Below are 23,548 nucleotides of genomic sequence, written 5' to 3'. Positions count from 1 at the left end.
TTTATCATATTGAGTTAAAGTAACTGGCAATTCTCACAGTAATAAATGCTACCACCTAAATAATTTTCTTTTTTTATAATTTCACCACAAGAAACACAAGAAGAGCCTACACTATTTTTGCTCATCATAGTTTTATATCCACCATTGTTTCCATATAGATCCTTTTCTGTATCTCTTCCACCAAGTTCTGTCATTTTAGAAAGAACAGTTTTAATGGAAGTATATAAAACTTCCTTATTTTCATCCTTTAATGTATTAATTTTTCGTTTTGGATGAATTTTAGCCTGCCATAATATATCTTGTAGCACTCCATTTCCAAGGCCAGGTATTCGCTGCTCTGTAGCAAGAAATGCTTTTATACTTAGCTTCTGTAAATCCTGTGAGGATATCAGTTTATCAAAATAAGTTTCATTAAATTCATAAGAAAGTGGAGATGGTTTTTCCTTTGTAACCTGATAATAATTATTGGGAAACCCTTCTTTGGTATTAAAACACCATATTCCTCCATACATCTGAATTGATGCACTAACTTCAGATGAATCATTAAACTCTAACAGAAGTTGATGTTTGACCGGACGTTTTTCACCACTGCGCCTATATCTAAATCCTACCCCATCACCAATTAATATTGATGTATTATCAGCACTAATTTCAACCATACCTCCGTAGGCAGTTGCCATATTAATAGTCTTTCCTACAAGTATTTCATGGTATTTTTGTGGATCTCCATGATACCACGCAAACTTATGTGGATTATGAGCAGCAACAACATTCACAATCTTCTTTCCCCTAATTGTATTGTTAATCTGCCCTGCAAGTGTTAAAGCTTCCGGTATCTCAATCATTGTTATCTCTCCAATTATTTAAGACATAGTTTATCTAAATTTAGCTTTTCCAATTATTATTTATTATTCCATTATATACTTATCGTAAAGAAAATAAAAGAAAGAGAATCTCCATAATATGATGATTCTCTTTCTTTTATATTTAAAACATTTATTCATTTTCCTTAGTCTGTTTTACTAATTTAAGATTATATTTTTCTCTTATTATATTTTCTATTTCAAGAGCTATTTCAGGATTTTCTTTTAGATATAACTTAGAATTTTCTCTTCCTTGACCAAGTCTAGCATCTTTATAAGAAAACCAAGCTCCACTTTTTTCAACTATATCTTCCTTAACTGCTATATCAATAAGTGCACCTTCCTTTGAAATTCCTTCGTTGTACATTATATCGAATTCAGCTAGCTTAAAAGGCGGAGCAACCTTATTTTTGGTTACTTTTATCCTTGTTCTACTTCCAAGAATATCTTCCCCTACTTTTATAATATCTATTTTCCTTATATCAAGCCTAACTGATGAATAAAACTTCAGCGCTCTTCCACCTGTTGTTGTTTCAGGATTACCAAACATAATACCTATTTTTTCTCTTAGTTGGTTTATAAATATAACAACACATTTAGATTTATTAATTGATCCAGTTAGTTTTCTTAAGGCTTGTGACATTAACCTTGCCTGCAATCCTATATGAGAATCCCCCATGTCACCTTCTATTTCAGCTCTTGGAACAAGGGCAGCAACAGAGTCAACCACAAGGACATCTAAAGCATTTGATCTTACAAGCGCTTCAGCTATTTCCAGGCCTTGTTCTCCAGTATCAGGTTGAGAAATAATCAGATCATCAGTATTAACACCAAGTTTTTTTGCATAGGATGGATCCAAAGCATGTTCAGCATCGATATACGCCGCTGCACCACCACTTTTTTGAGCTTCTGCCACTATATGTAGTGCTACTGTTGTTTTACCAGAAGATTCTGGTCCATATATCTCCACTATTCTACCCTTTGGAACTCCTCCAACGCCAAGGGCTATATCTAAAGCAAGACATCCTGTTGGGATAGCTTCTATATCCATTGTTGAGGTTCCTCCAAGCTTCATTACGGAACCTTTTCCAAATTGTTTTTCTATATGGTTCATAACTGTTTCTATGGCCATACTTCTATCATTACTTATATTCATTTTTATCAACTACCCTTTCAAAAGCCCTTATAGCTTAAATTATGTCTCACTTTTTTAACTTCTACTGAGTAAAACAGCCCTCTTTAACATACACTTCTATTATGAGCATATTTAGTAGTCATTTTCATTAATTAATCTAGCAACTTTTCTATTTATTACTTCAAAAGTTGTGTTTAATTTGAATGCCAATTCTGTAAACAATATACTTTGAACATTAGATAAAAGTTTGATATCTTGCTGATGAAATTTCCTTCCTTCTGCTTCAATTTTAAGCTTTTTTCTCATTAAAGTACTTATTACCTTAGAGATTTCTTTACGATCTCCATTCTTTACAACCTTAGAATATACTTGATTTCTTTCAGTACTAGCTTCTATCCACTCTACACCTGGCTCCCTAAAGGATTCTAAAAGTTCTTCTGCCTCTTCTTTGTTTACAAGCTGTAACATGGCTACCTTATCACTCTCAACTGGGACACTTATACTTAATGAACTATCGTCCACTGGGTGCAATTTATAGTAATTTCTTTTTTTACCCCCTATTATTTGTTCAAATATGTCATCTACACGGCAAATTCCATGGGCCGAATAAATTATTAATTCTCCAATATTAAACATTTCAATTTCTCCCTTGTTGTACTTTGTCAACTAAGTTGACTAATTTCATTGTACATTAAATTAAACAAATTGTCAATTAAATTGACAATTCTTAATGAATTATGTATATTATTTGTATATTATTTTAGCAAAGATAACGATTGGAGTGAAGCCATTGAATTCTGAATTACAAAACTTACATTTAATTGATTTAATAAGTGAGCGTCACGTTCTACTTCGTAGAATATGTGAAAAATCATGGAATGATAGTAGTGATATACATATTTCAAACTCTGAATGGTATATCATGGCAAGAATATATAATAAAAAACCAACTCTATCTTACGTTACAAAACATGTTGATATCTCTAGACAGGCAACTCATAAATTTGTAAAAAATCTTGAAGCAAAGGGCTTAATTGAAATTACAAATTCAACAAACAATAATAGGGATAAATGTTTGCAGTTGACTCCCTTAGGTGAAGAATGTTATGAGATAAATTTATCTCAAAAGGCAGCCATAGAGCAAACACTATGTGAGAAAATTGGAACTGATAAGGTAGAAATACTTAAAGATATGTTAAAATTAGAATGGGACATATAGCTAATAAAATAGCCTTATGCCTCTGCTAATGTGTTTTTATTATATCTTTAGAATCATAAAGCTATGCAATGACTCTATATTTATCAAAAACTACTGATTATTTTGCATCTTTTGCTTTTGCAAGTTTTGCTGCTGCTCTCTTTTCTGCAAGTAATATTTTTTTCTCTTCCTTTGCAGCTTTTTCAAGTATTTCTTTTTCCTGTTTTTCTTCATTTCTTTTCTCTTCTAGTTCAGCTTTTGACTGCTCTTGCTTTATATACAATTTTTCTAATATACTATTCTGAACTTCCTCATTTGCTGCTTCTAGAAACATTTTAAATGCTTCTGGATATGCGAAGGCTTTTACTCCAAGGTCATCTTGAAATTGCACTAATATCTTATCGCCCTCTACCTCTGTTATAACTCCTGATCCGAATTTAATATGATTAACTTGCTCATTTTTTATATTCATTCTTGACCGTCTCCTCTCTAATTTCAAACTAGTGTTTTAATAATTTTTACTTTCAGCCATTCTTCTTTCATGATATTTTTTCTTTTAAAATATCATTACCTATGGCATAAACCAACGACTCATATCTTTGTAAGAAACCTTATTATAAAAAAACTCAAAACCACCTTCAGATGGTCTTGAGTTTTCATACACACTGACAATATAATAATATCATTTTTACTTTTACTTGTCAAATTTACTTACCCATATGGTTACATAAGTATAAAAATTATCCAATATAATCTACCAATTGTTATATAATTCCATTTCCTTATTAATGAAATCCTCACAAGAACGCATAGCTAGAATTGTTTCTTCAAATAATTTATCTAATTCCCAGTCAAGGATTTCTGCTCCTTGTCTAATTACATCCCTTGAACATCCAGCAGCAAATTTCTTATCTTTGAACTTTTTCTTAAGACTTGAAAGTTCCATATCCATAACACTCCTAGATGGACGCATTCTTGCAGCTGCACCAATCAAACCAGTAAGTTCATCTACCGCAAATAATATTTTTTCCATCTCATGTTCTGGTTTCGGTTGTTCTTCTGCACAAAGTCCATATCCATGGCTAGCTACTGCTCTTATTAATCTTTCATCAAGACCACGTTGTCTCATTATTTCTTGAGTTTTGCTACAATGTTGTTCTTGATACATTTCAAAATCTAAATCATGAAGCAATCCAACTCTAGACCAAAACTCTGCTTCATCTTCATATCCAAGTTTCTTTGCAAAGTAATTCATAACACCTTCTACTGTTAATGCATGCTGAATATGAAATCCTTCTTTATTGTATTCGGTAAGTAGTTCCAACGCTTCCTCTCTTGTTATCATCATAATATCCTCCTATAAAAACTTTATTAATAATATTATATTTTAAGAATATTACAAATACAAATAATATTAAAGAAGTATATCATACCTTATTTCTATTAATAATATTTAATATACTCCTATTATTAGAAATAACCCTTGGAATTTTAATTTGATTTTTTGATATTCCCTTCTTATATAAAGATTCCTTAATTGTATTGAAGGTATTTGGTTGTAAAAGTATTACCTTTACCATAGATAAATTCTTGTTATTTCTAGCTCTATCATAGGCTAAGTTAGAACTTCTAATCTCCTTATCCAAGGTTTCCGCTAATAATTTAATCTTATAATTAGATATACTATTTTTAAATTCAAAGTAAAACGTGTATCTTCCAGGTGTAATTGAGTTATCAGGCATTGTAGTATAGTCTACTAAGTTTAAATTTAATTTTTTTATTGTACTTTTTATAGAATTAGTTAAATGTTCTTCATTAGTTTTTTCAGATACCATATTCAACACTTGATTTTTCCTATATAAAAACTCCACTTCAGGACAATTATTATAAAATCCCACTACCTGAATAACATCACCCATTCTGTATCTATAAAGGCCTGCATAATTAGTAATAACTATTTCATACTTTGTCCCTATTTCTAGCTCTTCTAAACAAAGGGTGTTCTGACTATCTTCTTTTCCTTCCTTTTGTGGAATAAATTCATAAAATGCAGTGTCAGGGATAATTACATATCTTATCTTATTTGCATAAGGATTAATTCCAATCATAGCCTCAGTAGCTGCATAGGCTGGTGAATAAATTGGCAATGAATCAGTATAATAATTTACTTTATCATCATATATAGAAAAGTTTGCTCCAGTTACTGTGGCAATATATGATAAATTAGGCCATACTCTCCTACTTATACCCTTTAATCCTTTTCCAAATTCATACTCTAATTTATCAGCTCTACTAGCATCAGGAGAAAGAAGTGAATTTAACTTTTTTCTAGTGTTTTCATCAATATTCAAAGTATTTCTTATACATCCTCTCCTTATATCTCTAACTAAATCCTGATGTTTACTTTCTAATATCCTAAATAAATCCAATATATTAGATATAAAAACTCCACTAATATATAAAAGATTAGTTTCTTTTAATGCAAATAGCAGATGAAGATAAAGGGAGGATTCCTTATCTTTTATTTTCATGACTTCTATTGGTGAAGTATATAAGTATGGTAATATAAATCTTATACCATTCATCCCTCCAGAAGTGGCAGAACATATTGGTACTCCTCCTTGGGTATAAGTTGTCATTACTATATCAGCTATCATTAAGCCTCTTCCATAATTCCAATTTTCTCTAAAGTTATCATAAGAAAACTTATTGGTAAGTAATGCCATATATTTTGAAGCAAGTTTTCTACTTGTTTTAGTAGATGGAATTAACTTTTGCTTTCCTGTGGTTCCTGATGTATGACCAAAGTATTCTACACCTTCACTTATTAAAATATTCTTTTCACCATTTGACATTCGTCTTATATAATTTTCGTAATAATCATATTGGGTTAATGGAACATGTTTTTTAAAATCATCTATGGAGTTGATATCTCGAAAATTAAACTTAATTCCGATTTCACTTTTGCAATTTTCTCTTAATATTTTCAATAACACTTCTGCATTGACTTTTTTGCAATTACTAGTTTCTTTATCAAACTTCTTTTTAACTAATCCCCCACCTTCAATGGCGATTTTGTACAAGACTTTGCTTATAAAGCTCGTAATAACACACTTCCTAAGTATTTGTATATATCTAATGTATGAAAAAATATAAAATGATGTTACACCTTGATGGCGGCGAATTGCTTTAAATCCCATCCATGACTAAAAAAAGGACTGCAGTATATTACATTTTTTCAACACTTTCCATGCCTAATAAATCTAAGCATTGTTCTAATAAATCTTTAACTAAAGTAATAAGAACTAACCAAGAATTTTTTTTATTTTCATCTTCTTCATATAATATTCTTGTATCATTATAGAATTTATTAAAGTTATTTGATAATTCATAAACGTATTCACATATCTTATGTGGTGCACGTTCTCTAAAGCTCAGCTCAATTACTTCATTAAATTTAATTAATTGTAACATTAGGTTTCTTTCTGTATCACTTTGTGGTTCTAATACATTTTCCGTTAACTCAGATGTGTTAGCTTTATTTAAAATAGATTTAATTCTTACTATTGTATATAAAATATATGGTCCTGTATTTCCCTCAAAGGAAGCAAATCTATCTATATCAAATATATAATCCTTTGAAGCTTGATTTGATAAATCACCATATTTTAAAGCTGCTAAACCTACCTTTGATGAGATTTCTTCAACATCTCCTGCTGATATATTTTTATTACCTTTAAGCTTTTCTTTACCCGCTTCTTTAATTAAATTTATTAAATCTGCAAGCCTCATTACTCCACCTTCACGAGTTTTAAATGGTTTTCCATCTTTTCCATTCATTGTTCCAAAGCCTATAAAATCTAATTCTACATTCTCACCTGCAATTCCAGATTTTTTAGCTGATCTAAAGAATTGCTCATAGTGAAGTCCTTGTCTTTTATCAGCTAAGTATATTATTTCATCAGCCTCATAGTTTCTAACTCTCTCTACAACTGTAGCCAAATCAGTTGTTCCATATAGTGATGCTCCATCTGATTTCAATAATAGTAATGGTGGAAGTACACTCTTATCCTCTTCCTTACTTACATCAATAACTAAGGCCCCTTCACTTTCATAGCAATATCCATTATCCTTTAAATATTTTATCATATCCGGAATAAACTTTTATGCATCGCTTTCACCATTCCATAATTCAAAGTCAACATTTAATGCACCATAATTTTTCTTTAAATCATTAACAGAAACATTTAATATGTGTTTCCATAATGCTAGATATCCTTTTCTACCTTGTTGAAGCTCAACGGTAGCTTGTTTTGCTGCATTCATAACTTTTTCATCATTTTTAGCAAGGCTACTAGCATAAGGATATATTTCTTCTAATTCATCTATTGTGAATGGAGCTTCTTTTGGATACTCTCCAGTAAAACCTTCATTAAAATAAGGTAATTTGGGATTACGTCTTTCAACTTCAGAGATAACCATACCCATTTGAAGACCCCAATCACCTAAGTGAACATCTCCAATTACATCATGACCTATAAACTTAGCAATTCTTTTTATACTTTCTCCAATTATTGCTGATCTTAAATGACCTATATGTAAGGGCTTTGCAACATTTGCTCCACCATAATCTACAAATATTTTTTTAACTTTTGTAGCAGATGAAGTTCCAAACTTTTCATCATTATTCATCTTATTTACATAGTCAATTATTAATTTATCATTAACCGTTATATTAATAAACCCAGGTCCTGCAATTTCTAATTTAGAGAAAAACTTATTTTCTTTCAATTTTTCAACAACTTCTTGCGCTATGACACTGGGTGCCTTTTTGTATTTCTTAGCATTAGCTAAAGCACCATTGCATTGATACTGACATAAATCTGGTCTATTAGATACAGTTACCTTTCCTGATTCTTTATCATATCCTAGCTCTTCAAAAGTATTTTTTACTACATCACTTATTTCATCAATAAATATCTTCACACTATACCTCCTATTTTCTTACTAAATATAAATCTATGGTGTCATAAACATTTAAAACATTGCCATTTATAATAAATGCTAGTATCCTCATTAAATGTTAATCGCTTGTCCATATTATGCCCCTAGTAAAATATCTTATACGTATTTCTATCTCTTATCTTTTAAGTCTTACCTTAACAAGCAACTATTTCCTTTATCATAAACTCTTTTCCACATAATAGCTCCCATTCTTCACTTGTACAGCTTGGACACTTACTACTATTCTCAATGATATTAAAAACTTTTCTACATTTTCTACAGATTGCATTACCTGGTAATATTTCAATCTTTAATTTTGTGTCCTGTAATCTTGTACCATCTACTGCTACTGGATAACAAGATTCAATATATTTAGGAATCATTGAAGAAAGTTCTCCAATTTGTAAAACTATTGTATCTATTTTCTTTAATCCATTCTTTTCTGCGAAATTTTCAACAGTTTTAACCACTTCAATTACTACACCTAATTCATGCATTAAAATCACCCTTCTAATCTAGGTAAAAAGGTGGAGGCAACTATATGTTCCCTCACCTTTTCTCCTGTAATATGTCAATTATTTCGTTTTATTTTTAAGAATCTTTTGTGAATAACTTTTTAATCTTTCTAGCTGTGATTACACCTTTACGCTTAATTATATTTTTAACAATTATAGGTTTAAGCTTTTCAAGTGGTACACTTTGTGCATCATATTTTCTAAAAAGTGTAATAGCATCAAACTTACATCTAGTAGTACATGCACCACAGCCTATACATTGATATTCATCTGTAATTGTAGCACCACAGCCAAGGCAACGTTCTGTTTCCTTCATCACTTGCTCTTCAGTAAATGTAGGGCGTAAATCCTTAAAGGTTTCTTTTGATCTCGTTCCATCTACATGGTCTACTTTCTGCCTTGGTATGCGGTCATATCCTTGTAATGTTAAGTTTTCTTTATCAAGTGCAGAGTACTGTCTTCTATCTCTTCCAAGAAGTAAGCTCTGTCCAGGTTGAACATAGCGATGAATTGAAATTGCACCTTCTTTACCCAAAGCAATGGCATCAATAGCAAACTTAGGACCTGTTAATACATCCCCACCAGCAAATACATCTGGCTCCCCTGTCTGTAGAGTGAAGGAATCTGCTTTCACTGTTTTGTTTGGATTCAATTCTATTTTGCTGTCTTCTAGCAATCTACCCCAATCCATTCCTTGACCTACTGAAATTAGAACATGATTTGCCTTCACAATCTTAGTGATCTCTTCATCAAATATAGGACTAAATTTCCCATTATCATCAAAAACTGAAAGACACTTTTTAAATTCTATGCCTATAACTTTCCCATTTTCTTCAAGGATTCGCTTTGGACCCCAAGAATTGTTAACTTCAATGCTTTCTGATAATGCTTCTTCAATTTCTTCTTCAAGGGCTGGCATTTCCTCTCGACTTTCAAGACAGAACATGTTAACCTTTGAAGCTCCAACTCTTGTAGCTGTTCTTGCAACATCAATAGCAACGTTGCCGCCACCAATTACAACCACGTCTCCTTCAAGGTTTACCTCATTACCCAAGTTTACATTACGCAAGAAATCAACCCCTGTAATAACCCCTTCTGAATCTTCACCATGGATACCAAGGTTTCTGCCTAACTGGGCACCGATTGCAATATAGAATGCTTCATATCCTTGACCTCTTAAGTATTTAAGACTTATGTCTTTACCTACTTCAATACCAGTTTTAAATTCTACTCCTAGTTCTCTTAAAATATCTATTTCTGCATTTATAACTTCTTTTTCTAATCTATAAGAAGGAATACCAAGGGTAAGCATACCACCAAGTACCTTTTGCTTTTCAAATACCGTTACCTTATAACCATCAAGAGCTAAATAAAAAGCACAAGAGAGACCTGAAGGACCAGCACCTATAACTGCAATTTTATTACCGTATTCATGTCTTAATTTTGGTACATAACGAGTATCCATTTTTAAATCTTGTTCAGCAATGAATTTTTTGATTTCATCTATAGCGACTGGTTCATCAATATCGCCTCTAGTACAAGCAGATTCGCATTTTCTTGGACAAATACGTCCGCATACTGCTGGAAATGGATTTTCATTCTTAATAAGTTCAAGCGCTTCTTTATATCTTCCTTGAGATGCTAGCTTAACATAGCCTTGAACAGAAATATGTGCTGGACATTGTGTTTTACAAGGACTTGTACCTGTATCAACAACATTTTTCTTGTTGATACGATGATCTACATTCCATTTATCTGGACCCCACTCTGTATTGTGGGCAAAGTCAACTCTCTTCTTCTCAATAATTGGTGTTTTAGCACATAATTTTTGACCTAATTTCAATGCATTAACTGGACAAACTTGAACACACTCTCCACAACCAACACATTTGTCTTTATCAACTCTTGATACATAATTTGAACGCACCATATCATTATTTAAGAACATTCCTGCAATTCTCGTAGCGTAACATGAACAGCCGCAACAGTTACAAATGGCATGAGTTTTTCCTGGACCATCTGCATTTGGCATTTGGTGCATTAAACCATTTTCTTCGGCTCTTTTAATGATTTCAAAAGCTTCTTCGCGGGTAATTGCTCTACCTCTTCCTGTTCGGATATAGTATTCAGCGGCATGACCAAGCTGAATACACATATCTTCCTTCAAGTGGCCGCAACCTTCTCCCATAGCTTCTCTTGATGTACGACAAGAACAATCCGAAACGGAGAAAACAGTATTTTCATTGAGATATTTAGAAACTTCCTCATAGGATGCTCTTTTTGTTTCACCTTGAATTGATGTTTCTATAGGAATAACACGCATAGGACCTGTTCCAACTGGAAAAATGCCTGCTGTTATAGGTGCTTTTTTTCTTCCATAGGCCTCAAAAGCCTCGGCAATTTGCTTATAATTCTCAACACTTTCCTTATGCGGGTGGTTAACTATCATTTCCATGTGTCCTGGAACCCAAATCTCAAACCAATACTTATCAATGCCATCTTCTTTACCAACGAAGCAAACACCAGCAAGGGCTAGTTCCCATAGAATTCTCTTTGTTTCCTCTAAAGATTTTCCACATAAAGCAGCAACTTCTTCTGCGCTCTTTGGTTTACGGAATTCAACGCAAAGTCCTACTTCTGCCATTTCTTCTGTAACAACTGGTTCCAAAATTTTATATTCTGGATCTTTAGGCTTTATTTCATTTTTCGAACCAGGTTTTATCTTACTTATATGATTGGCAAGTTCTAATACTTTTACTTTTACCATACCCATTCCCCCAATAATTTTTCAATATACCCTATTTTTTATTCCAATCTTTTACTTCATTACGTATCCAGTTAACCCAGTCATCAATTCCCTCACCAGTTCTAGCAGAGATTGGGATGACCTTAATATTGGGATTCAATTTTTTCACACGCTCTTTCACTGCTTCTAAATCAAAGTCAAAATAATCTATTGCATCTATCTTGTTAATTAATAAAACATCAACAATGGAAAACATTAAAGGATATTTTAAGGGCTTGTCATCTCCCTCTGGTATACTTAGTATCATTGCATTTTTTGATGCACCAGTATCAAATTCTGCTGGGCATACTAAGTTTCCTACATTTTCTAATATTACAAAATCAATATCTTCTGTTCCCAATCCATTTAGTCCTTGTTTAGTCATATCTGCATCCAGATGGCACATGCCACCGGTATGCAATTGTATTACCTTTGCACCAGTCTTTGAAACAGTATTAGCATCCACATCTGAGTCAATATCAGCTTCTAAGACCCCAATACTCATTTCATCTTTTAAAGCTTCAATTGTTCTTAAAACAGTTGTTGTTTTCCCTGACCCTGGTGATGACATTAAATTTAACAAAAAAGTCTTATCTTTTTTTAAATCTTCTCTAAGTAGTTCTGCTTGTTTATCATTGTTTTCGAAAACATTTTGCTTAATCTCGATAACTTTATACATATCCATACTATTTTACACCCCCATTTAATTTTTCTTTTTTACATTAAAACATAAAAAATATTACTTACAATAAAATTGTATCATGTAATCCATATTAATGAAATATATTCCCATATATGCTTTAATATGATATATCTTACTATATACTATCTGTTATTTTCTCTTTGATTATTTAAAAATTTTGTAGCATGATTACTACCAAAACTTTGAACATTTTATCTCCGTGGACTATTGACGATATTTCACCATGGTTATGGTTGGCTCGCATATATGTAAAACCTACTTTTCTATATAATTTATATCTTCACTGATAATTCAATCATTCATATTACTATCTCTCTCATGTGTTAATACTCCTTTGCAAAGTTCCTATTCATATATTATCTTAATCATCTAAAATTCTCTTTTAATACTAATATATATTCAATTTCAACTCACCACTTAAACTAACAAAAAAATCGCACCTACTTATGGTACGATTCCTCTCTTTATGTCTCAACTTAACTTTTTTAATTCTTCCATTAAATATGAAATTGCTTCTTCCTTTGTTCCAGGTTTATCATGTCCCAGAACATAAGTATTAAAATCAATTTCTTTAATTAGCTTAATAAAACACCCTAACTTATCCTTATCATATTGGCCATTATTATCATAGTGATCTTCACAATCTGCATCACCAATAAACACCACTTTTTCTTCGGGTACATAAATCAATACCGAATCTTCTGAATGAGGTGCTTCAATTTCAGTTATTTCGCAATAAATTCCACCCAAATCAATTTTTAAACTTCCGCTAAATTCTATATTTGCAGAAGTTACTTTTATATCTTGTCTGTTTGAATACTCTAATTTAATACATTTGTCACACATTTCAATATCTTTACCTGTTTCAAGTCTACTTTTCATATCATCATCAGACCATTGCCATGTTGCAACTTCTTTCAATTTTTTATTTGTCAATTGTCCAGCAATTGTCTTTCCTACTACTGAATGCATGCCAAATGTATGATCCCAATGCCAATGGGTAATCACTGTATAATCTGGTAAGTTCAAACCTGCATTATTTAATTCACAATAAAATTTTTCTACATGTTTAGATGAATTACCTGCATCGATAGCCAATGAATATTTATCTCCTTTGATATATCCAATAACTGGTCTATCAGTTTCTTCTTCTGCAGGTAAGTAATAAATTCTATTAGATATTTTTTTTAATTCCATAAACTAACTTCCTCTTCTTTCTTTCTTACTTATTAAAAAGTACTTTATATTTAGTTAGGTATAATAGCAGTTGAGGCATATCTACGTGTAATTAATATAAATAAGCTTTAATTATCTTATTTGAAATTTATGATATACATACTTACATTTTATAGCATAATATCCACACGAACAATATTATTTATATGTTTATTTTCTTATCTCCTAAGTTTAAAACATACCTCAATATTTTATGTTCTATAAATAACAGCAGGTATAGTCTTATTATCAGTTGTCAATCACATCATCAAAGTTTGGAATAAGTAGTTTATTGAAATTGCATGTACGAGCCGTTGTGGTAGCTTTTTTTATCTTTAATTCAATTTCATCAATTCCTCTTGCTCTAATAAATATAATAAGAATATCATCTTTATTTGTAGTTCTTACAGTAATATACCCTTTTTGTTAAAAACACAAAATAACATCCATTTTCAGGATGTTATTTTATATATTTACCTTATTTTATCCGATGACTATCAGCTCTAATACTCCCATCTTCTTCAAAGTGGGACTAAAGAGCTGTTATGTCCCTGGATAACGATTTCTAAAGCTTCATAGAAGCTAAGAACTCTGTTTATAATTCTTTATTCCTTATTTCATTACTGATTCTTTCTATTAAAGATTCTAATTTAAAAGTTCCTTCATCTCCATTTTTTCTACTACGTAGTGAAATTGTATTTTCTTTTTCTTCCTTTTCTCCTACAACAATAATATAAGGTATTCTTTCATTTCTAGCTTCTCTTATTTTATAGCCTATCTTTTCATCTCTATAGTCCATTTCAACTCTTATGCCATTTTCACTTAGCTTCTTTTTAATACTCTCTGAATACTCATTGAATTTATTTGATATAGGCAGTACCTTTACTTGAACTGGAGCAAGCCATGTTGGAAACTTTCCTGCAAAGTGTTCAATTAATATACCTACAAATCTTTCTATACTTCCATATATTACTCTATGAATAACTATTGGTCTATGTTTCTCATTATCACTTCCAATATAGTCTAATTCAAACCTTTGAGGTAATTGAAAATCTAATTGAATTGTTCCACATTGCCATGTTCTTCCTATACTATCCTCAAGATGAAAATCTATCTTAGGACCATAAAATGCTCCATCACCTTCATTTATTTTATAGTCTAAACTTAATTCATCTAAAGCCCCTTTTAAGGAGTCTTCTGCTAATTCCCAGTCTTCATCACTTCCCATGGAATTATCTGGTCTTGTAGAAAGCTCGAGATTATACTTAAATCCAAATTTTGAATAAACTTTATCAATGAGCTCAATTACTCCTTTAATTTCTGATTTTATTTGATTTGGTAACATAAATATATGAGCATCATCCTGTGTAAAAGCTCTTACTCTCATAAGTCCATGTAATGCTCCTGAAAGTTCATGTCTATGAACTCTACCAAGTTCACCTACTCTCATTGGAAAATCTCTATAGGAATGAGCTTCAGATTTATATACTAACATTCCTCCTGGACAATTCATTGGCTTTAATGCAAATTCCTCATCATCAATAATTGAAGTATACATATTCTCTTTATAATGATCCCAGTGCCCAGAAACTTCCCATAATCTTTTATTAAGCATTATTGGAGTCTCGATCTCAACATAACCTGCTTGTGCATGCAAAGTCCTCCAAAAATCAATTAAAGTGTTTTTAAGAACTACTCCTTTAGGTAAGAAAAATGGAAATCCTACGCCTTCATCAACAAAGTTAAATAATTTTAGTTCTTTGCCTAATTTTCTGTGATCCCTTTTTTTAGCCTCCTCTACATTATGCAAATGAGTTTCAAGTAATGTATTATTTGCAAAGGCAACACCATATATTCTCTGTAGCATCTTATTTTTTTCATTGCCTCTCCAATATGCCCCAGCTACACTTGTTAGTTTAAAAGCTTTTACATACTTTGTAGATGGTATATGAGGTCCTCTACAAAGATCAATAAACTCTCCCTGCTTATATAGGGAAATTTTCTCTCCTTCTGGTAAGTCTCTTATAAGTTCAACTTTATAAGTTTCCCCTTTTTCCTCCATTAGCTTAATTGCGTCTTCTCTAGAAACATCTATTCTCTGAAATTTTAAATTTTCTTTAATTATGTTATTCATTTCTATTTCAATCTTATCTATATCTTCAGCAGATAGGGGACTTTCAATATCAAAATCATAATAATAACCATTTTTTATGGAAGGTCCTATAGCAAGTTTCGAATTACTATAAATTCTTTTTACTGCTTGAGCCATAATATGTGCAGTTGAATGTCTAATTACCTCAACAGCATTTTCATCATCATAGGTTAAAATATTTACCTGGTCATTATCTTTTAATTTGCAACTTAAATCAACCAAGGTTCCATTTACTTCACCTACTATTGCTGATTTAGCTAAATTTTTGCTGATTGAACTTGCAAGATCATAAACATTAGAATCATCACAAATTTCTTTTATTGAACCATCTTTAAGTTTTATACTTATCATACTTATCCCCTCCTTAACAAAAATTATTGAATTACTTTTATACGACAAAAAGCATCCGTCCCACCTTGGGACGAATGCATAACATCCATGGTTCCACCCAAATTGAATTAAAATAACTCAATTCATCTCAAATTTTATAACGGTATTTACCGATGGCATGGATAACCTTCCAACAACTTCTGAAAGACGATTTTGCAATATGAAAATTTCATTTTCAATTTTTTCTTTATCATTATATTTATTTTTATTTTTGCTTTCTAAATACTCATTATAATTACCTTTAAACATCTTAATTTTATGATTTTCTATAGTCATTATATTGTCTGCAATAGATTCTACAAATCTTCTATCGTGGGATACAAACAATAAAGTGCTATAATAATCTTTAAGTACATTTTCTACAACCTCAAGAGAGTTTATATCCATATAATTAGTGGGCTCATCTAATATAAGAAGATTTATATTTTGTAATAGCATTTTTGCAAAGGATACTTTAACTCGTTCTCCTCCACTTAATACACTTACTTTTTTATAAATATCTTCTCTTTTAAATAATAATCTTGCTAGTAGTATCCTAGCGAAAGTTTCATCATATATGCTACTTTCCATTACATTTTCTATAATAGTATAATTTTCTTTTAAAATGTCAATAGCTTGACTAAAGTATCCTATATTTGCTCCTTTAGCAATTCTAATAGATTTATCATTGTCCATTATCATCTTTATTAAAGTACTTTTTCCACATCCATTAGGACCAATGAGTGCTACCTTTGAGGTGTTATATATGCTAAATTCAGCATTATCTAGTATCATCTTCTTGTCAAATGCCTTAGTTATATTTTTACCCTCTATAACTATTTTACTATGGAGCTTATTTGAATCCTCAATGTCTAGCTTTATGTCCACTTGTTCTTTGGGTTTCTCTTTAACTTCAAGGTGATCTATTCTCTTTTCAATATTTTTCACCGCTCTTTCAATGTTTGCCCTGGCCTTTTGACCTCCCATCTTGTGAAGCCTAGCCTCAGAATTTCCCATTCGTTTAGGAGTAGTTTTTATACCTTTCACCCTTTGTTCTGCATGGATAATTACACTTTGAAGTCGCTTCTTTTCTTTTTTATACTCCTCATATTCAAATTCAGCTCGGTCTCTCTCCTTAGCTTTCAAAGCAGCATAGTCACTGTAATTACCATAATATATTTTTATTCTTCCATCCTCTATTTCTAAAATCTTATTACATAACCTATCTAAGAAGTTTCTATCATGGGATATAAGAATTAGAGCTCCTTTATATTTTTCAAAACTTTTTTCCATAAGCTCAATGCCCTCTATATCCATATTGCTAGTAGGCTCATCTGCAAATATCAACTGGCTATTCTGACTTAGTGCATAAGCAAGTTTAAATCTAGTCTTTTCTCCTCCACTCATGTTCTCATTCCAAATACTTTCTACATTAAATCTAGAAGCCATTTCACTAGTTATTGATATACTTTCTGGTTCTTCTAACTGTGATATATATGAGTATGTTCCATATAACTTAACATGGCCTTCATCTGGATGCAATCTTTGGCACAATATATTAATTAATGTAGTTTTACCTACTCCATTTACACCTACAACACCTATTCTATCCTGGGAACAAGCCTTTAAATTTTCTATATCCAAGATGGATCTATCACCAAAACTTTTTTTAATATTACTACATTCAACTAATAACAAAAAATCCCCTCCTTATAACCTGGAGAGGATAGCATCGCAACTATATCATAACCTTTAATCTGCACTAAATAAAACCTTAAAATATATACAAAAAAATCAGTATATATTAGGATTCAAAGTCTTAATTAAGGTTAATAACACACTATATTGACAAACCATCAACAGTTACAAAAATACTATCCACTCACAAAATCAAATAAAATGCATAACAACAAAGCCTTTCTTGAGGCCTCATTCTAATTTTGATTTCTCATAAATAAAAGTGAATTATATTCTCATGTCTGCAAATACCTTGCCTTTCTTAAAATTGAGTTTTAAACTACTCAATGATAATTATATAAATGACTCATTGATATGTCAACTTATTTAATTCCAAACCTATCTCTGCAATCTATATGAAAATATCTCCAAAATATTTTCATATTCATGTATAATATATATTAGTTAATATACATTTGTATTTATAATATTAACAAGTTAAAAATTAAATTCCAAAATATAAAAATATAAAAGGAGTCAGCTATGTTGAAATATAAATGTTTAGTCCTTGACCATGACGATACCGTTGTTAGAAGTACACCTGAAATACATTTTCCAGTATTTAAAAATACCTTATTTAAACTTCGTCCAAATACAGAAATAACTCTAGATGAATTTATGATGTATTGTTTTGATCCTGGATTTAATTCTTTATGCTTTGATATTTTGAAGTTTACAGAGGAGGAAATGGAATATCAACTTACTACATGGAATGAGTACGTAAAAAACAATGTACCTGCTTTCTATACTGGATTCGAAAGAATTATTCAAAGGCAAAAAGAAGAAGATGGACTAGTTTGTGTTGTCTCTCATTCCTACAGTGAAAACATAAATCGTGATTATTTAGAGAATTGTAGTCTTGCTCCAGACATGATTTTCGGATGGGAACGCTGTGAAGAAGAGCGTAAGCCTAATCCATATCCTCTTCAGGAAATTATGCGTAAATATGATCTTAAACCTAATGAACTTATAATGATTGATGATTTAAAGCCAGGCTTTGATATGGCAAAGAGTTGTAATGTAGATTTTGCTAGTGCTGGATGGTCACACACAAATAGCTTAATTATAGAATTTATGAAAAAAAACTGTGATTATTATTTTAATAAGGTTGAGGAACTTGAAAAGTTTTTATTTGAATAACATTAATCCAAAAGTTAATGAATAGATATCTCTTTCCAGAAGGTGTACATGGAACTTTTTTTCAGTACTGTATTATAATAAAATAATAAATACCTCTGCCAAATAACTATGGCAGAAGTATTTATTTTGCTACTATCTAGTAGGTAGAATTTTACTCACTCCCTCAACAGCTTTTTTATGCGTCTTTTTACTACGTTTGGTTCCAAAATTGCTTCCCTTCTTTTACCTGTTGATTTATACAAAACAGTAATGTTTTTACTTATGCGTTCATACATCCTTACAAAAAATAAAATTTACTAAAATCCACACAATTACCCCCTAACTTCTTATCCTCAATAATATTATTATTCATATTTATCCAACTGTTACATTTACCAATGATAATTGCATCACTAGATACTACATTTTCTTTTGTTTCTAATATACTATCCACATTGTTAATAATCTCAACCTCCACTTCAAATTGTAAATTTCCTAGCAAGTCTAAGATTCTCATCTTCAGTCTCCCTGAATTCGAAACTGGTTTATCTAAATAGAATATAGCTTTATTAACTTTATATTGTCCTAATCTTTCACCTAGTAGTTTAATTGCTATATCTGTTTTATCTATGACTGAATATGTACCCCGAAGTCCTGCTAAATCTCTTATTGTACCATCCATTGACTTTATAATTAGTGAATTAGAAAGTGCAACTTCTAGAGTTATTATTGTATTAAAACCATCTATGTTAACTGTTTTACCAGATAAAGAATCAGTAACTTCTTTAGATTTTCTATTTGTAACATCTTCACTTTTAGAAATTCCCCTGACTAATGCAAGCCTCTGCCTTTCAGATAAAAGATAGTGATTTCCTATAAAAGTTGATGCTCCCTTTATGTTATATCCCCTATTTAATAGAAACAAAAGCTCTTCTCCTGCCTTTTGTAATTTACATCTGTATTCATCTCCAAATTCCTTTTCATCCCTTGGGACATATCCTCTTCTAGTAGTTTTACTCAATATCTTCACCTTACTTTCAACAGTAATATATTTCGTGTTATTACCTTGCAATGGCCTTTTCTACTACCTTTCTTTTTCACCATTCATTATGCTCCACATTATAAGGATTATTCATCTCATTTGTATGGAATCTATTAAATTGATAAATACTTTAATATGTGTTACTATTAGGCGTTGAATAAAGGATGAAAGGTATGAGTAAATGAATTTTAAAGAATTAGGAATTAGTACAAATATAATAGATATATTAAATAAGTCTGGGATAAAAGATCCAACTGATATTCAAAGAGAAAGTATTCCATATATTAAAGATGGAAAAGACCTTATAGCTGAAGCTCAAACTGGCACAGGTAAAACTTTAGCATTTCTATTGCCCATTTTTGAAAATATTAATCCGAACCTTGATGCTACACAAGTGTTAATACTGACTCCAACCCGTGAGTTAGCCATTCAAATTACTAACGAGGCCTCTAAATTAGCTGAGAGCGTAAACATAAATATTTTAGCTGCTTATGGTGGAAAAGATATAGGTTCCCAATTAAATAAGCTTAAGGGAAGCATTCACTTAATAATAGCTACCCCTGGAAGACTTCTTGACCATCTTGAGAGAAAATCAATCAATTTATCTAAGCTTAAAACCTTTGTTCTTGATGAGGCAGATCAAATGCTACTTATGGGTTTTAAAAATGAAGTAGAAAATATAATTAAGCATACCCCTAAAAACCATCAAACATTATGTTTTTCTGCTACTATGGATTCTTCTGTTAAAAAACTTGCTTATAAATATATGAAAGATCCTATTGTGGTGTCTGTAAAAAAAGAAAGCATAACTCTTTCTACTATAAATCAAGAAATCGTTGAAACTACAGATCGCTTAAAGCAAGATTCTCTCTTCAAAGCTCTTGAAGAAGATAACCCATTTATGGCAATAATCTTCTGCAGAACTAAAAGAAGAGCCGATGCTCTTGAAATGGCTATGGGTAAAAGAAAATTTAATTGCGAGAAAATTCATAGCGATGTTCCTCAAAATAAAAGAGAAAGAATCATGAAGTCCTTTAGAAATGCGGATATTCAATATCTAATTGCAACGGATGTAGCTGCAAGAGGTATTGACATTTCTGGTATTACTCACATATATAACTATGACATTCCAGAATCTCCAGAAAGCTATATTCATAGAATTGGTAGAACAGCTAGAGCTGGTGAAAGTGGTTATACTTGCTGTTTTATGGACCCAAAAGATACCTATTTACTTGAAAAAATTGAAGAAAAAATAGGATTTAAAATTTCTAGAAGAAATATAGATTTAGTGTAACTTGAAATTTAACATGATATAAAATAATAAGGTACTAGGGGATTTATTTCCCTCAGTACCTATCTTTAAATTATATTTTTTACATTTATATTAACCCAAGTTTAATTCCACATTTTTCAAATGGTTAACATCAAAAATAAAGGTTTCTATTTTTATTATTAATCATATTGTATATAACTTCATCTATCTCTAATAATTATTATTAGATAAATTTTTTTATTAAATCAAGGTTATTCTTTAAACGCTTATTACTAGGTGATATTTCAACTGCTTTTGTTATATAATAATATGACTTCTTGTAAAGTTGTAAATTAAAACAAGCAATGGAAGCAAGATCATATGGTTCTGAACCCCATGGTCCTGGTTCATTAATATAAGATAACGGTCTATCTTCTATTTTAAGTGCACATTCTATCATATAAAGCACCCCTGACCATTCTTGTAATCTATATAATAAATTTGCCATATCTACATAGGGTTCTCTCAAATTAGGTTCCTCTAAAATGGATTTGGCAAACCATTCCTTAGCTTTACTAATATCTCCTTTCTCCATATAAGATTTTGCTATATATCTCATAGAAGCAGAACGTTCAGCTTTCCATAATGCTGTTGGTAATTCTAGGTGCTTTAATAATGTACTAATACATTTATCCCACATCTCCATGTACATATATTCTCTACCTAAATAGTGTAAGTTTCTATCATCAGTTGGATCTTCTTGTACCGACAATTCAAGAAGACCTAAATATTGTGCCCTAGATTTTGATTTTTCGGGATAGTGATTTAGTTGTATTTTGGGTTCAGTACTAACAATATATTGTTGATCACCATAATAATTCAAAACTTCATGAACAGGATGAACCCATTTAAAGCCATTACGTGCATGAATTTTTTCGTATAAAAATACATATCCTTCATTTCCATCTTCATCAAAATTCCAAGTATATCTATATCGTAACTGTTGAGTATTCTCTTTCCATGCATTCTCAACCTTTTCTCTCCAACCCTTTTCAAATACCTCATCTAAATCTGTGCATACACAAATATCAGTGTCTTCTGGCACTAGTTCTAACGATTTATTTCTTGCTACATCAAACCTCCATGGATTAAAAATTTCTTTATATACATTTACTCCTAATTCTTTCAGCTTGTTTACTGTATTATCTGTTGAACCAGTATCTAAAACTATTATACTATCAGCTTCAGACATTGAGTCTACCCATCTTTCTACGAACTGTTCTTCATTTTTACATATTGCATATACACAAATTTTATATGAATTCATCATAAAACACCTCACTATGCTCTAAAATCTTTACAATTTATACATTTATTTTTATAATCTTTAAGTATTTCTATTACTATCTTTAAATTTAGCTGGGGTTATTATAACCCCAGCTGAGTAAATTTTATAGGTGTACGCTAACTATTGATAAAGATGCACGAACATTTGCGTCTGTAGCCAGCAATACTGAACTCGTACTTATATTGGTTAAGTTAATTGTATCTCCAACAGCTCCATTTATTATTACAAATCCAGAAATTTGATCTCTTACATTACTAGGATTACTTGCTGGCCCCTGTATGGACCCATTTTGCAAGACTGCAAAAGAAACATAACTTGCTGTTGTTCTCTCATAAGAAACCCACCAACTAATGTAGTAAATTCCTGCTCTGTTAATAGTAATAGTTGTGTTTGTATTCCAAACTAAATCTCCATCATAATTTGCATTAATAGCATCAAATATGATTGGAGCATTTGCTAGAACTTCTTGTTGAAGATTTCTAGAAACTTGAAGTCCTCTTAATTGTGAATTTCCACCAGTAGGGCCTGTTGGTCCTTGTGGTCCTGTTGGCCCTTGTGCTCCCGTTGCTCCTTGTGGCCCTGTCGCTCCTGTTGCTCCAATCGGTCCTTGTGGGCCTGTTGGACCTTGAGCTCCTGTTGCTCCTTGTGGCCCTGTCGCTCCTGTTGCTCCAATCGGTCCTTGTGGGCCTGTTGGGCCTTGAGCTCCTGTTGCTCCTGTTGCTCCTTGCGGTCCTGTTGGACCTTGAATTCCAGTTAACCCTATTGGTCCTATTGGGCCTGTTGGGCCTTGAGCTCCTGTTGCTCCTGTTGCTCCCGTTGCTCCAATCGGTCCTTGTGGACCTGTTGGACCTTGAGCTCCTGTTGCTCCTGTTAGTCCTTGTGGGCCTGTAGAACCAGTTGCCCCCGCTGCTCCTGTTGCTCCTTGTGGCCCTTGTGGGCCTGTTGGGCCTGTTGCTCCTGTTGCTCCTGTTGCTCCTGTTGCTCCTGTCGCTCCTGTTGCTCCTTGTGGCCCTTGTGGACCTGTTGGACCTTGCGCACCTGTTGCACCTGTTGCTCCCATTGCTCCTTGCTGGCCTGTTGGGCCTATTGGTCCTTGTGGGCCTGTTGGGCC

The 23,548-nt window shown here is 31.8% G+C and carries 18 protein-coding genes and 1 pseudogene; 3 read left to right on the top strand and 16 right to left on the bottom strand.

What is annotated here, in order from left to right:
- Positions 1-14: 14 nt before the first annotated feature.
- The 3 genes from B3086_RS05965 to B3086_RS05955 form a co-directional block, all read right to left on the bottom strand.
- A complete protein-coding gene (locus B3086_RS05965; RefSeq protein WP_346876881.1) occupies positions 15-845 on the bottom strand; it encodes an endonuclease VIII in 831 nt (276 codons plus the stop codon).
- A 151-nt stretch (positions 846-996) separates the two neighbouring features.
- Positions 997-2,019 carry a recombinase RecA gene (recA, locus tag B3086_RS05960; protein ID WP_346846666.1) on the bottom strand — a complete coding sequence of 341 codons (1,023 nt, stop codon included), beginning with the start codon at positions 2,017-2,019 and terminating at the stop codon, positions 997-999.
- A 111-nt stretch (positions 2,020-2,130) separates the two neighbouring features.
- A complete protein-coding gene (locus B3086_RS05955) occupies positions 2,131-2,634 on the bottom strand; it encodes a CarD family transcriptional regulator (RefSeq protein ID WP_346876882.1) in 504 nt (167 codons plus the stop codon).
- A 154-nt stretch (positions 2,635-2,788) separates the two neighbouring features.
- Between B3086_RS05955 and B3086_RS05950 the strand changes: the two genes are divergently transcribed.
- Complete coding sequence (locus tag B3086_RS05950) at positions 2,789-3,217, top strand: MarR family winged helix-turn-helix transcriptional regulator (RefSeq protein ID WP_346846664.1); 429 nt, start codon at positions 2,789-2,791, stop codon at positions 3,215-3,217.
- Between the two features lie 97 nt (positions 3,218-3,314).
- Here the strand turns inward: B3086_RS05950 and B3086_RS05945 are convergent, their stop codons facing one another.
- The 10 genes and pseudogenes from B3086_RS05945 to abc-f all read right to left on the bottom strand — a co-directional run bounded on the left by B3086_RS05945 (position 3,315) and on the right by abc-f (position 17,637).
- Positions 3,315-3,668: a hypothetical protein gene (locus B3086_RS05945; RefSeq protein ID WP_346846663.1), complete on the bottom strand. Its 354-nt coding sequence runs from the start codon at positions 3,666-3,668 to the stop codon at positions 3,315-3,317.
- A 282-nt stretch (positions 3,669-3,950) separates the two neighbouring features.
- A complete protein-coding gene (locus B3086_RS05940) occupies positions 3,951-4,541 on the bottom strand; it encodes an HDIG domain-containing metalloprotein (protein WP_346846904.1) in 591 nt (196 codons plus the stop codon).
- Positions 4,542-4,623: 82 nt separating this feature from the next.
- A complete protein-coding gene (locus B3086_RS05935) occupies positions 4,624-6,396 on the bottom strand; it encodes a GH3 auxin-responsive promoter family protein (RefSeq protein WP_346846662.1) in 1,773 nt (590 codons plus the stop codon).
- 28 nt (positions 6,397-6,424) lie between these two features.
- Positions 6,425-8,182, bottom strand: a pseudogene (argS, locus tag B3086_RS05930) (arginine--tRNA ligase).
- Positions 8,183-8,355: 173 nt separating this feature from the next.
- Positions 8,356-8,697, bottom strand: a complete 342-nt coding sequence (locus B3086_RS05925) for a hydrogenase/urease maturation nickel metallochaperone HypA (RefSeq protein ID WP_150843686.1) — start codon at positions 8,695-8,697, stop codon at positions 8,356-8,358.
- Between the two features lie 94 nt (positions 8,698-8,791).
- Complete coding sequence (locus tag B3086_RS05920) at positions 8,792-11,482, bottom strand: FAD-dependent oxidoreductase (RefSeq protein ID WP_346846660.1); 2,691 nt, start codon at positions 11,480-11,482, stop codon at positions 8,792-8,794.
- Positions 11,483-11,513: 31 nt separating this feature from the next.
- The gene (gene hypB, locus B3086_RS05915; RefSeq protein ID WP_346846659.1) at positions 11,514-12,185 is read right to left on the bottom strand and encodes a hydrogenase nickel incorporation protein HypB; all 672 of its coding nucleotides are present in this window, start codon (positions 12,183-12,185) and stop codon (positions 11,514-11,516) included.
- Positions 12,186-12,674: 489 nt separating this feature from the next.
- Positions 12,675-13,400: an MBL fold metallo-hydrolase gene (locus B3086_RS05910; RefSeq protein WP_346846658.1), complete on the bottom strand. Its 726-nt coding sequence runs from the start codon at positions 13,398-13,400 to the stop codon at positions 12,675-12,677.
- 613 nt (positions 13,401-14,013) lie between these two features.
- Positions 14,014-15,921 carry a threonine--tRNA ligase gene (gene thrS / locus B3086_RS05905; protein WP_346846657.1) on the bottom strand — a complete coding sequence of 636 codons (1,908 nt, stop codon included), beginning with the start codon at positions 15,919-15,921 and terminating at the stop codon, positions 14,014-14,016.
- A gap of 117 nt (positions 15,922-16,038) precedes the next feature.
- Positions 16,039-17,637, bottom strand: a complete 1,599-nt coding sequence (abc-f, locus tag B3086_RS05900; RefSeq protein WP_346892945.1) for a ribosomal protection-like ABC-F family protein — start codon at positions 17,635-17,637, stop codon at positions 16,039-16,041.
- 522 nt (positions 17,638-18,159) lie between these two features.
- Here abc-f and B3086_RS05895 point away from each other — a divergent pair.
- Positions 18,160-18,816, top strand: coding sequence for an HAD family hydrolase (locus B3086_RS05895; RefSeq protein WP_346846654.1), 657 nt, complete (start codon positions 18,160-18,162; stop codon positions 18,814-18,816).
- A 277-nt stretch (positions 18,817-19,093) separates the two neighbouring features.
- Here B3086_RS05895 and B3086_RS05890 read toward each other — a convergent pair whose 3' ends face one another.
- Positions 19,094-19,816 carry a DUF434 domain-containing protein gene (locus B3086_RS05890; RefSeq protein ID WP_346846903.1) on the bottom strand — a complete coding sequence of 241 codons (723 nt, stop codon included), beginning with the start codon at positions 19,814-19,816 and terminating at the stop codon, positions 19,094-19,096.
- 202 nt (positions 19,817-20,018) lie between these two features.
- Here B3086_RS05890 and B3086_RS05885 point away from each other — a divergent pair, with 202 nt between their 5' ends.
- Positions 20,019-21,131, top strand: a complete 1,113-nt coding sequence (locus B3086_RS05885) for a DEAD/DEAH box helicase (RefSeq protein ID WP_346846653.1) — start codon at positions 20,019-20,021, stop codon at positions 21,129-21,131.
- A 202-nt stretch (positions 21,132-21,333) separates the two neighbouring features.
- Here B3086_RS05885 and B3086_RS05880 read toward each other — a convergent pair whose 3' ends face one another.
- Together B3086_RS05880 and B3086_RS05875 are read right to left on the bottom strand one after the other, a co-directional pair.
- Positions 21,334-22,419 carry a glycosyltransferase gene (locus tag B3086_RS05880; protein WP_346846652.1) on the bottom strand — a complete coding sequence of 362 codons (1,086 nt, stop codon included), beginning with the start codon at positions 22,417-22,419 and terminating at the stop codon, positions 21,334-21,336.
- Between the two features lie 121 nt (positions 22,420-22,540).
- Positions 22,541-23,548 (bottom strand): hypothetical protein (locus tag B3086_RS05875; RefSeq protein ID WP_414632271.1); only part of this gene is annotated, 1,008 nt, incomplete at its 5' end.

This window comes from Clostridium sp. UBA871 (assembly GCF_002295255.1).
GTDB classification, from domain to species: domain Bacteria; phylum Bacillota; class Clostridia; order Clostridiales; family Clostridiaceae; genus Clostridium_J; species Clostridium_J sulfidigenes.
Note: the sequence above shows the minus strand (reverse complement) of the source record. Positions and strands in the feature narration are given on the sequence as shown.